Annotated in this window: 11 protein-coding genes; all 11 read left to right on the top strand. The window is 45.7% G+C overall.

Going from position 1 to position 11,629, the window contains the following annotated elements:
- The first annotated feature begins 966 nt into the window (after positions 1–966).
- Positions 967–2,463 (top strand): nucleoside triphosphate pyrophosphohydrolase, encoded by a 1,497-nt coding sequence (mazG, locus tag AB4Z17_RS17465; protein WP_441885247.1) that lies wholly within the window; start codon positions 967–969, stop codon positions 2,461–2,463.
- Positions 2,464–2,643: 180 nt separating this feature from the next.
- A complete protein-coding gene (locus AB4Z17_RS17460; RefSeq protein ID WP_053373361.1) occupies positions 2,644–2,916 on the top strand; it encodes an HU family DNA-binding protein in 273 nt (90 codons plus the stop codon).
- A 3-nt stretch (positions 2,917–2,919) separates the two neighbouring features.
- Entirely contained in the window at positions 2,920–3,210 is a 291-nt protein-coding gene (locus AB4Z17_RS17455) for an RNA-binding S4 domain-containing protein (RefSeq protein ID WP_076271293.1), read from the top strand.
- Positions 3,211–3,340: 130 nt separating this feature from the next.
- A complete protein-coding gene (locus tag AB4Z17_RS17450) occupies positions 3,341–4,084 on the top strand; it encodes a hypothetical protein (RefSeq protein WP_441961086.1) in 744 nt (247 codons plus the stop codon).
- A 166-nt stretch (positions 4,085–4,250) separates the two neighbouring features.
- Positions 4,251–4,538, top strand: a complete 288-nt coding sequence (gene yabP, locus AB4Z17_RS17445; RefSeq protein ID WP_076271295.1) for a sporulation protein YabP — start codon at positions 4,251–4,253, stop codon at positions 4,536–4,538.
- Positions 4,535–5,143 (top strand): spore cortex biosynthesis protein YabQ, encoded by a 609-nt coding sequence (gene yabQ, locus AB4Z17_RS17440; protein ID WP_441961084.1) that lies wholly within the window; start codon positions 4,535–4,537, stop codon positions 5,141–5,143. The genes yabP and yabQ overlap by 4 nt, the downstream gene beginning before the upstream one ends.
- An 8-nt stretch (positions 5,144–5,151) precedes the next feature.
- Positions 5,152–5,460 (top strand): FtsB family cell division protein, encoded by a 309-nt coding sequence (locus AB4Z17_RS17435; protein ID WP_076271297.1) that lies wholly within the window; start codon positions 5,152–5,154, stop codon positions 5,458–5,460.
- Between the two features lie 148 nt (positions 5,461–5,608).
- Positions 5,609–6,127 carry a S1 domain-containing RNA-binding protein gene (locus AB4Z17_RS17430; RefSeq protein ID WP_076271298.1) on the top strand — a complete coding sequence of 173 codons (519 nt, stop codon included), beginning with the start codon at positions 5,609–5,611 and terminating at the stop codon, positions 6,125–6,127.
- Between the two features lie 503 nt (positions 6,128–6,630).
- Entirely contained in the window at positions 6,631–9,123 is a 2,493-nt protein-coding gene (gene spoIIE, locus AB4Z17_RS17425; RefSeq protein WP_441961082.1) for a stage II sporulation protein E, read from the top strand.
- 837 nt (positions 9,124–9,960) lie between these two features.
- A complete protein-coding gene (locus AB4Z17_RS17420; protein WP_441885240.1) occupies positions 9,961–10,686 on the top strand; it encodes a hypothetical protein in 726 nt (241 codons plus the stop codon).
- Positions 10,670–11,593 carry a protein kinase domain-containing protein gene (locus AB4Z17_RS17415; protein ID WP_441961080.1) on the top strand — a complete coding sequence of 308 codons (924 nt, stop codon included), beginning with the start codon at positions 10,670–10,672 and terminating at the stop codon, positions 11,591–11,593. The genes AB4Z17_RS17420 and AB4Z17_RS17415 overlap by 17 nt, the downstream gene beginning before the upstream one ends.
- Positions 11,594–11,629 lie beyond the last annotated feature (36 nt).

Raw genomic sequence — 11,629 nt, 5'->3', positions numbered from 1 at the left:
ATTGAGCATTCTGAGGCAAATAGACCTAAATTCTAGTCCTATTTMCGACCATTCCGCACTTCTGCTGCCCATTGGCAGAAATCGCAGCAAAATAAGACTAATATCTAGRCTTATTTGTRSAWTATTGAKCATTCTGARGCAAATAGAMCTAAAWTCTAGTCCTATTTCCGACCATTCCRCACTTCTGCTGCCCATTGGCAGAAATCGCAGCAAAATAAGACTAATATCTAGGCTTATTTGTGGAATATTGATCATTCCGAAGGAAATAGAGCTAAATTCTAGTCCTATCTCCGACCACTCCGCACTTCTGCTGCCCACTGGCAGAAAGCGTCGCAAGATAAGACCAATATCTAGACTTATTTGTGCAATATTGGTCATTTTGAAGAAAATAGATTTAGTTTCTAGATCTATAACAATCCCTAGGAATCTAGCAATTATGAGCAGAATTAGTAGAGGTTATCGTATAATCATTACATATTTTTATAAATAATTCTGTTAAATAGATTAGTTTCACGGGCAATAAGCTTGGTCACCAGCTCATCTATTCTGATCAATAACTCACTCAAATAGATAAACTATTTTCCGATTGATACGCTATTGAGATTAAACTACCCTCTATACCCATATCCCATATTGTTTCCTACGAATTGACTATTTCAACTATGAACATCCAGTGTGATATGCTAATCGCAAGCATTTTTTATGGCTATATTGAAGTTTATGTCAAATTGGTTCATTATTGATTTTTGAGCAAAGATAAACGATGATTAGTCATGTTTTTATGTATGTGCGCTCGTTTTCGAACTCATTTTCGAATGCATCCGAGCTCTTTACCGAACACACTTCCGAGCTCGTTTCAATCCCTATAAACGACCGCAAAAGGTCTTTTGCAAGCCGCTGGCATTATAGCTACTCCATCAAATTTCGACCATAATACGAATGTATAGTTAAGGAGGCTTTACCACTATGGCAACCCCATATCTTACTGTTGTTGGGCTCGGCTCAGGTGATCCTGACCAAATGACGCTTGGCGTATGGCGCAGGCTGCAAGCTGCGAAGAAAATTTTTGTCCGTACGGCTGAGCATCCTGCAATGTCGATGCTTCTGGAAATCGGTATGGAATATACCTCATTTGATACTTTGTATGAGCAGCATGATTCCTTTCCGGATGTGTACAAGGCAATAGCCGAGGCGCTTATTTCCGAAGCAAAGAGCATGAGCACAAGCGTGGACGAGCCTATTATTTATGCGGTTCCCGGGCATCCAATGGTAGCTGAACGCACGGTTCAACTGCTGCGCGAGCAATGTCCGGAAGCGGGTATTGAGCTGCAAATTATCGGCGGTGAAAGCTTCCTTGATCAAGCTTTTATTAGTCTTGGAATCGATCCAATCGAAGGTTTTGCGCTTCTTGATGCAGCTGAATTACAGCCGTCTTTGTTGCAGCCGCAGTTGCATACTCTGATTGGACAGGTGTATGATGCCTTCACGGCATCTGATGTTAAGCTTGCGCTTATGGAGCGTTATCCCGATGACTACGAGGTTGTGGTAGGGCATGCTCTTGGTGTTGCTTCCCAGCAGCAGATCATTCGCGTTCCGCTATACGAGCTTGATCGCACACCTGGTTACGGTAATTTATCGTTGATTTGGGTTCCGCGCTCTGATGATGCAGCGCTTCGCAATCGTTCCTTTGAGCGATTGCATGAGATTGTATCTATTCTTCGCAGCCCTGAAGGTTGTCCTTGGGATCAGGAGCAGACGCATCAGTCTATCCGCAAAAATTTTATCGAAGAGCTGTATGAAGCGCTTGAAGCCATCGATAATGATGATCCGGATGCCATGCAGGAGGAATTTGGCGATGTTATCCTGCAAGTGATGCTTCATAGCCAAATGGAAGAAGAGACTGGCGCATTTTCCGTCTATGATGTGATACAATCACTTAACGAGAAGCTTATTTTCCGCCATCCGCATGTATTTGGGGACGTTGATGCGAGCAATTCGGAAGAGGCGCTGGTCAACTGGGAACAAATGAAGGCTGAGGAAAAACGGATTAAAGGAACCGATGTTTCGCGTACATCGGTACTGGATGGCATTCCGCCAGATCTGCCAGCACTCATGAAAGCCTACAAGCTTCAGAAAAAAGCGGCTAAGGTAGGTTTTGATTGGGACGAGCTTGGTCCAGTTCTTGCCAAGATTGAAGAGGAGCTTGCAGAGCTGCGCGCAGCGATAACTTCGCAATCGGAAGAGGAGCAGGCATCTGAGCTTGGTGATTTGCTGTTTGCAGTCGTCAATGCCTCGCGCTTCATCCACGCTGATCCGGAAGAGGCGCTTTCCCGCACGAACAAAAAATTCCGCAGTAGATTTGAATATATTGAGGAACAGCTTCGTATAAGCGGTAAAAATTTTGACCAGACTGATTTAACAGAAATGGATCGTTGGTGGGAAGAGGCAAAGCGTCAATCCTAGCTTGCAATTCGTCATGAATCGCCTTTATTCCGCAACAAACGCAAAAAAATTTCAAATAGCGGCAGGATTTATTTGCTTCAAGGCAGAATAAGTATTCTTCGTGAGAGTAAAAATGGGAAGCAAAGGCGGCGCCACAAGCGTCGACCACAAATAATGGTTAAAAATTAGGAGGATTTTATAATGAACAAAACAGACTTGATCAACAACATTGCAGAAAAAAGCGGTTTGACTAAACGTGACGTAGAAGCAGTACTTAACGGTTTCTTGGGCGAAGTAACAGATGCACTTGCTGGTGGCGATAAAGTACAATTGATCGGCTTCGGTACTTTTGAAACTCGCAAACGTGCTGGACGCACTGGCCGCAACCCGCAAACAGGCGCTCCAATCGAAATTTCAGAAGCAAAAGTTCCTGCATTCAAAGCAGGCAACAAGTTGAAAGAAGCTATCCAATAATCTATGCGATTAGATAAATTTCTTAAGGTATCCCGGCTGATCAAACGCCGTACCGTTGCGAAGGATGTATCCGAGCAAGGTCGCGTATGGATCAACGGCCGCGAAGCGAAAGCTAGCAGCGCCGTCAAAGTCGGTGATGAGCTCCAAATCCAGTTCGGTCAAAAAATCGTAACCGTTCGCGTTGAGCGAATTGCGGAGACGACCCGTAAGGATGAAGCCGGAGAGCTGTATACCTTGGTGAAAGAAGAGCAACGCCAGCGCGAGAATACGCTCGACTGGGAAGTACCGCAATAACAACAAGACTGCCTACAAGCATAATACTTGCAGGCAGTCTTTTTTTGTGCCCAATAAGTAGCTTTTAAATTTTAAGAGATTCCCTGTTTCAACCTCATAAATTATGTTTATATACTCGGAGGACTATTCGATGAATCATCTGCAGCTGCCCATTCCCGAGTATCGGCGAAAGGGTTTTTCATTGCTTGCGCATGCTTGTGCTCTCTATTTCAAAAACATTGTACCCATTCTATTTTTAACAGCGATAATAACGATTCCGGTTGAGGCTATTAAAAACTATTATTATTTTGAACCGGAAGACGGCTTTATTTATATGCCTATGAGCAGCATGGACAGTGTGACCAGTTTATTTTTCCTAYGTGTCATCACGCCGATGATTATCTATTACATACTTGGCATAATGACGGGGAACAGCAGTGGCATTGTGCAGCCCATTCTGTGGGGGCTTCGCAAATGGCCGCGCATGATTGTGTATACTTTTCTACACGGCGTCATTGTAGTTGCGGGATTTATCGTATTTATTGTTCCAGGCTTCTTGTTTGCTGTATGGCTGATGCTGATGCCTAGTATTGTTTCTATTGCTGATACATCGCGGATAAATCCGATGACAGTTAGCCGTGATTTGGCACGCGGGCGTTATTTCAAGTTTGTAGGCTATGCGATTGGCGGATACGTTATGGTCCTAGTGCTTACCAGCATTATCGTTTTTATTTTCTCTCTCTATGTGAATCAATCATGGATAACCGCKACGATATTTGATTTATGCTATAGCCTATTCAACCAGTTGGTAACCATTGTACTATTGCTAGTTTTTCTACAGGTATATACAGAAAGAAACGACGACGCGCTGAATGCTATGAATGAAGCAGTTTAGGTTCTAATTCTCGTCCACGCCCCATAAGCTAGTCTTAACATATAAGACAGGATAAGCTTTACGCCTATGCCCTTCTTATATTTGAACGCGAAACGTATGCTGCGCCGCACTAGCTCGGCTGTAGCCGTTTACGCCAAGACATGTTAACGAAGCGGAGGACGAGTCTATGGTTGACCAAGGCAAGGGGCAGAAGCGTCAGGAAGTCAAAATGCTAAATCGCAAGCTGCTGGAGCTTACCGGCGTCGTAAACGTAGAGAGCTTTGACAGCGAAGAGTTTTTACTCGAAACAGAGCTTGGCTTCTTGGAGGTTAAGGGCCAAAATTTGCATATGAAGCTTCTTAGCCTTGAACAGGGAATGGTAACTATTGAAGGACTCGTCCATTCGCTCGCCTATATGGACAGCAACAATTCCTCCTCTAAATCCAAAGGGTTGTTCGGGAAGCTATTTAAGTGACGCTTAATATGCAATGGTTAACGATGGCGGTCATGCTATTATCAGGCCTTGGCATGGGAACGGTATTCGACGGCTACCGAGTCGTGACGAATGAGCTCAAGCTTCCGCGCTGGTGGCTTCCGGTGCTTGATGTCGTTTACTGGATGGCAGCGGCATTGATCGTCTTTCGGGTACTGTACGCTAGCAACAATGGCGAGGTGCGAGCGTACGTTTTTATCGGACTGGCTATTGGGATGGTCATCTATTATTTCTTTTTTAGCAGAATCGTTATTCAAGTCGTAAAATGGATCATCGGAGCCGTTCGCAAACTAATCCAAATTGTGCTAAAATGCCTGGATATTCTTATCGTTAAGCCGATTTTACTGCTCTATAAGCTGGTAAAGGTAATTTTGGCATTTGGGTCTGCGCTCACTATTTTCACTCTAAAAATTGTGATACAATTAGTCCGTCCATTTTGGAAATTGTTTGTTTGGATGGCAGGTCCAGTCATTCGTCCGCTTGGACGGTGGCTATCGCGCTACGCTACCAAATGGCAATTAGTTGGCAAGCTGAGAGAATTTGGACAACGAATAGCTCGATTGTGGAGCAAATGGTTTAGGAGGTAACACCGCTCATGGCAAAAGCAGCTGAGAATAAAACGCCAGGGAATGCTGGCACAAAACGCCGGTTCAAACTATGGATGATGTTCATTGTGCTATTTATGGGCTGGGCGGGGTATACAATTTTTGGCCAAATGCAGCAGAAGAACGCAACAGGTTTGAAGCTGACTACAATTCAAGATAAGCTTGATGTTACCACCAAAGAAACCGAGGAGCTTAAACGTCAAATTGAACGATTAAACGACCCAGAATATATCGAACAGCTAGCAACAAAAGAGCAGGGCATGGTAAAGAAGGGCGAGCAGCAAATTTTCAGTGACTAATTAGGGCGTCAATTCGGGTGAACGTCTGTTGACCTTACTTGAACGGTTCGGTTATAATCACGTTAATAGCGTTTTCGCAAAACTTTTAGCATATGCTTATGAATTCAGTTTTGCTTCGCATAACTTTTAGGGAGGAACATTTTATTTTATGGCAATTGAAGTGGGCGCTAAGTTAGAAGGAAAAGTGACAGGCATTACGCATTTTGGGGCATTTGTCGACTTGTCGGGAGGTGTCACGGGTCTTGTTCACATTTCGGAAATTGCTGATAATTACGTCAAAGACGTGAAGGATCACCTGAAGATCGACGATGTCGTGAAAGTCAAAGTGATCAACGTGGACAAAGACGGAAAGATCGGGCTTTCCATTAAGCAAGCCATTGACCGGCCAGAAGGCCAACCAGCGCCACAACAACGCGAGCGTCACAGCGGAGGCGGCGGTGGAAGCACTGGCGGTAGTGGTGGTGGTGGCGAACGTTTCAACCGCGGTGGCGGTGGTGGTGGCGGCGGACGTCCCTTCAACAAGCAATCGGCTGGCAGACCGGCATACGGTAAACCGTCATTCGAGGATAAAGTGTCACGGTTCCTGAAAGACAGCGAAGAGCGCATCTCCTCTTTGAAGAAGAATACGGAGGGCAAACGCGGCGGACGCGGTGCCAAGCGAGTATAAGCTGAATCGTCATAACATTATACATGAAGCAGAACCTAACCGGTTCTGCTTTTTTTGCGTCCAGCTGCACAATTTTCCCCGCGATAATTAGTAAGCGTATACAGGTTGCTGTCGAAGCAGGACAATAAGACTGCGTATATGCTGGTGAATGTTTGGACGAGCCTCTAATTGTCACGGTCAATGTCGTTTGTAAAGCGCGCAGAATCGTAAAAAAAATACTTTTCTCTAATCCTCCATCATTCCCGACACATTACAACCTCGATTCGCCATCATTTCGAAAGGACACAACACATATTTTGTTGTCGGACCTGTGTGATTTGGTTGGGCAGGAGGCATTGAAATCCCATACGGGATATATGTTTGACAGTGAAATGACAATGACCGCAAGGCCATTTATTTTTGTCGGAAAAAATTTACAATTCAGTTGCTTTAACTGACAAACTTTATGCGGACAACCTCCTATAATGAAAAACACATTACATTCGGAATGGTGGTGTCTGCTCATGGAAAAGGAAAACACGGTTGTGCTTCCAGGTATGAAACGGTTAGGACTAGCTCAGACGATGTTGCAGAAAGGTCGGGAATGGGCGGCTGCAAGGCGGTTCATTCAAGTCATTTTAGCAAAAAAGTGGACGTTTCTACTCGTAGGTGTAGCTTTCTTGCTCGGAAGAGCGGTTATACTCGAATCGCTGATGCCGTTTGCCATTGCTTATTTCGCCGTTATTTACTTTATGAGAAGGGATATTTACCCGTGGGTAGCAATATCCTTAGTAGCTGGGAGTTGGTTTGCAGCTGATCCTGCCCCGATGTGGATTGCGATGGAGATTGCTGTACTCTTTCTTTTCCTAAAGGGATTGGAAACCTACGAGAAGGCAGAACTGTCGTCGGCGCCCATTCTTGTGTTCGCATCAACGTTAATGGTGCAAATGTTCAGCGTGTTTATAGGGGACGAGCTGAGCTGGTACAATTTCATGCTCGTTGTGGTGGAGGCAGCACTTGGTTTTGTGCTCACATTAGTATTCATACAAGCGATACCAGTGCTTACAATGACCAAAAAATCAGCTTCTCTCAAAAACGAGGAAATCATTTGTTTAATGATTTTGCTTGCGTCGGTTATGACGGGGGCGGTTGGATGGGTGTTTTACGGAATGTCGGTAGAGCATGTGATGTCACGTTATATGCTGCTCCTCTTTGCTTTAGCAGGGGGTGCGCCGCTTGGCGCTTCGGTCGGTGTAGTTGCAGGACTCATTCTAAGCTTGGCTGATTTTGGTGCAGTCGTTCAAATGAGCTTACTCGCTTTTGCGGGCTTGCTGGCTGGTCTGCTGCGTGATGGCGGCAAAATGGCAGCGGCATTCGGAATGTTGCTTGGAACATCGATTTTATCCATATATGTAGGAAGCCAGGCTGATGTTATGAGCTCAACCTGGGAGTCGGTAGCAGCCGCAACGCTGCTTATGCTGACGCCGCGTATTATGATTCGCACGATATCAAGGTATGTGCCGGGTACGAATGAGCATGCCAAATCGCAGCATGATTATGCGAAGCGGGTACGTGAGGTGACTGCGGACCGCGTATCACAGTACTCAGAAGTGTTCCGTCAGCTGTCAAAGAGCTTTGGCCAGCTGGGTAGCAGCGTTACGACGGTTAAAAGGGAGGATGAGATCAGCCATTTTATGAATGCGGTTGCTGAGCGCAGCTGTGCCAGCTGCCATAGGCAAAATGCTTGTTGGGAGGACAAGTTTTTTCATACGTACAAAATGATGACCGATATGATGACGGTAGTAGAGGAGAATCGGATTCCATCCCCTAAGGAAATACCGCGGGCTTGGTCGGCGCATTGCGTGAAATCGTCGCAGGTTCTTGTGGATATGAGCCAGCAGTACGAGCTATATCAAAATAATATGCACTGGAAGAAGCAAATATGCGACTCCCGTCAGCTTGTAGCGGATCAATTGCAGGGTGTATCGCAGGTAATGGAGGATTTGGCGAAAGAAATTAAAAGGGAGGGACAAACGCTTCATCTGCAGGAGGAGCAAATTAGAGAGGCGGTGGAAGGACTCGGTTTATCCGTACAGGGGATTGATATTGTGAGCTTAGAGGAGGGGAATGTGGATATAGAGGTGTATCATACGTTTGGACAAGGCTATGATGAGTGCCGAAAAATAATCGCGCCGCTGCTTAGTGATATTTTGGGAGAGCATATTGCAGTGAAATCGGAGCACTCCCCAACGAGAAGCGGTGAGCCGTCCCTGGTTGCGTTTGGCTCAGCCAAGCAGTACGAGGTGGAGACTGGCGTAGCTGGTGCAGCTAAAGGAGGAGATCTGCTGTCTGGCGACAGCTTCAGTATGGTGGAGCTTGGAAATGGCAAGTTTGCAGTTGCAATCAGCGATGGCATGGGCAATGGTGAGCGTGCGCGTCAGGAAAGCAGCGCGGCATTGTCGATTCTGCAGCAGCTTCTGCAGTCAGGCATGGATGAGAAGCTGGCCGTGAAGTCTGTTAACTCGGTGCTCTTATTGCGCTCATCTGATGAAGTATTTGCTACCGTCGATTTAGCGATCGTTGATTTGTATACGGCGCAAACGACGTTTATGAAAATAGGATCAACACCAAGCTTTATTAAACGAGGAAATGAGGTTATTCCGATAACAGCGAACAATTTGCCGATTGGCATTCTTCAAGATATTGACGTCGACTTCGTGTCGATGCAAATGCAATCGGGCGACACACTAGTCATGATGAGTGACGGCATTTATGATGCGCCGGGCCTTGCGGTTAATAAAGAGCTCTGGATGAAGCGAATTATTAGCGAGCTGGCGACAGATGATCCGCAGGAAATGGCGGACGCGCTGCTTGAGAAGGTGGTTCGTCATCATAATGGAGAGATTATTGATGATATGACCGTGCTTGTAGCACGTATCGATAAGCATTTGCCGGAATGGGCATCCTTCCGTTTTCCGGGTGTGACGCGCATGGAGCGTCCAAGGACGGTGAGCTGAGTACAGAAATAAAATATGGACTGTAAAATCATTTATAAATTTAAAACAATGATGAATGGATACTTGAACGGTGAGCTTGTATCTATGATATTCATTGGGCAAGCAGTAGCCTATTTTGTTGTCGGTTGACTCACGCTGACAGGAAATGGGCTATTGTTATTGTTTGTTACATAATAGCGAGTGTATAGTACATAAAAGCTTTAACGTAACAAAGATATAACATGCTCTGTTGAGTTAACCCGCGAAGTGGAATTCACACTAATATTAATACATACACGTAGTTTTTATTTTTGAAACATCAATTTGTTACTGCATTCATTCAACACTCAATTATGACCGATGAAAGATAAAGGGGCGTATGAAGTTTAGTAATTCTCAACTGTGGTACATAGTAAATGTTCAAATAAAATAGTTATACATATTGCTATGAATATCAAACCTATTTTCAGTGAGTGGACGAATGTGCCTTAATAATACAAGTAATATTGGTTTGTTATATGTGTAAATATCAATTTTTAACTAGTCTAGCTGTTTATCCCTCTCAAAAAAGGCAAAGCTAATAGAAAGGCAAAGGGCGAAGCCTATGCTTACGATGTTGTGTTTGATTCTCAAACGCTAAGCCTATGCTTACGAAGCTGTGTTTGTTTCTCAAACACATAAGCCTATGCTTACGAAGCTGTGTTTGTTTCTCAAACACTAAGCCTATGCTTACGAAGCTGCGTTTGATTCTCAAACGCTTAAGCCTATGCTTACGATGCTGTGTTTGTTTCTCAAACACTAAGCCTATGCTTACGAAGCTGCGTTTGATTCTCAAACGCTTGAGGAGGGTAAATCAATATGAAGCAAATATTGTTGATTACAGATGGATGCTCTAATGTGGGTCTAAGTCCAGTCATAGCGGCGGCACATGCGCAATCGGAAGGGATTTCAGTAAATGTAGTAGGCGTACTCGATCATGGCGATGTAGGTGAGCTTGGCGCGGCTGAGATTGATGAGATTGCGCGTGCGGGCGGCGGTCTAAGCAGGATGGTAAATATGCGTCAGCTGTCGCAGACGGTACAGATGATGACTCGCAAGACTGTAGTGCAAACGATTCAATTAGCGGTTCAGAAGGAATTGAAGCAGGTGCTTGGCAACGGCTCAATCGAAGCATTGTCGCCGGAGAAGCGTGGCGATGTTGTACGTGTTATCGACGAGCTGGGTGAGACATCAAATTTGCAAGTGGCGCTTCTTATCGATGCCAGCGCCAGCATGAAGCCAAAGCTGGCTGCTGTGGAGGAGGCTATACGCGATTTAATGCTCAGCCTGCAAGCGAGACAAGGGAAAAGTGAAATTTCGGTATTTCATTTCCCAGGCTCAAGACATGGGGACGACTGTTTGATGGATTTGAGCTGGACGAGTCACTTGAATGGTGTTCACGCCATCTTTCCGAAACTGCAAATGGGCGGAACCACGCCGACGGGCCCTGCGATTATGCATGTCATTGATTTTTATCGCCAGGGCGATTATGGTAGACAGAGCAGAGACGAAACGGATGGGATGATGAGTGACTACGTCGTTTAAAGTTGATCTTCGCCGTGGCATGGTGGTGGTTGGCAAGTGGAAACAAGGGCGTTACCGGGTAGAGAGGTTGCTTGGAGAGGGCGCAAACGGTAAAGTATATCTCGTACAGCGTGATCGCAGCTGGTATGCGATGAAGCTCGGTTTAGATGCACTTGATCTGCAATCGGAGATCAATGTGCTGCAGTCGATCGCCAAGCAGAAGCAATACGGGCAGGAGTCCTTTTTGTTCGACGTAGATGATTTGTACGGTCCGGATGGAAAGGAATATCCTTTTTATATTATGCGCTATGTACTGGGATCTAAGCTGGACGATTACCTAAAGCAGCACGGCTCGGAGTGGTTTCCGTTAGTTGGCTTGAATCTGCTGGGCAAGCTGACGAAGCTGCACCAAGCAGGATGGGTGTTCGGCGACTTAAAGGTGGAAAATGTGCTTGTTGCCGATTATGGTCATGTTGAGCTGGTTGATTTCGGCGGGGTGACTGCAGCAGGCAAAGCCGTGCGCCAATTTACTGAGATTTATGATCGGGGCTACTGGAATGAAGGCTCGCGATCTGCTGATCCGAGTTACGATTTGTTCTCGTTTGGCGTGCTTTGCATACAGCTGCATGAACCAAAACGGCTTCATCAGTTAACGGTGGAGCTATTGCCGCAAAATCGCTCAGCTATGGAGCTCATCCAGATAGCTGAATCCAGTTCGGTATTAAAGCCAGTTGCCGGATGGCTGCGTAAAGCTTTTGCAGGACAGTATTCGGACGCGGGCGAGGCTTCAGCGGCTTGGCGTTTACTGATGCATAGACGAGACACGCATAGATCATCTGCTACACCAGGGTGGTTAAAGGGGCTTGCTGCCCTGTCAGCGGTCTTGCTTGGAACGTCGGTTTACTGGCTCATACGCAATGTGCTGTAGCGGCAGCGCGCAACGGGAAGTGAAGGTGAGGTACAA

It is taken from the genome of Paenibacillus sp. TAF43_2, assembly GCF_052113545.1.
Taxonomy (GTDB): Bacteria; Bacillota; Bacilli; order Paenibacillales; family Paenibacillaceae; genus Pristimantibacillus.
This window is presented reverse-complemented; position numbering and strand designations above follow the sequence as displayed.

Bases quoted from the DNA above. Each gene is read 5' to 3' on its own strand.
- mazG (WP_441885247.1), top strand. From the start codon at position 967: ATGGCAACCCCATATCTTACTGTTGTTGGGCTCGGCTCAGGTGATCCT.
- AB4Z17_RS17460 (WP_053373361.1), top strand. From the start codon at position 2,644: ATGAACAAAACAGACTTGATCAACAACATTGCAGAAAAAAGCGGTTTG.
- AB4Z17_RS17455 (WP_076271293.1), top strand. From the start codon at position 2,920: ATGCGATTAGATAAATTTCTTAAGGTATCCCGGCTGATCAAACGCCGT.
- yabP (WP_076271295.1), top strand. From the start codon at position 4,251: ATGGTTGACCAAGGCAAGGGGCAGAAGCGTCAGGAAGTCAAAATGCTA.
- AB4Z17_RS17435 (WP_076271297.1), top strand. From the start codon at position 5,152: ATGGCAAAAGCAGCTGAGAATAAAACGCCAGGGAATGCTGGCACAAAA.
- AB4Z17_RS17430 (WP_076271298.1), top strand. From the start codon at position 5,609: ATGGCAATTGAAGTGGGCGCTAAGTTAGAAGGAAAAGTGACAGGCATT.
- spoIIE (WP_441961082.1), top strand. From the start codon at position 6,631: ATGGAAAAGGAAAACACGGTTGTGCTTCCAGGTATGAAACGGTTAGGA.
- AB4Z17_RS17420 (WP_441885240.1), top strand. From the start codon at position 9,961: ATGAAGCAAATATTGTTGATTACAGATGGATGCTCTAATGTGGGTCTA.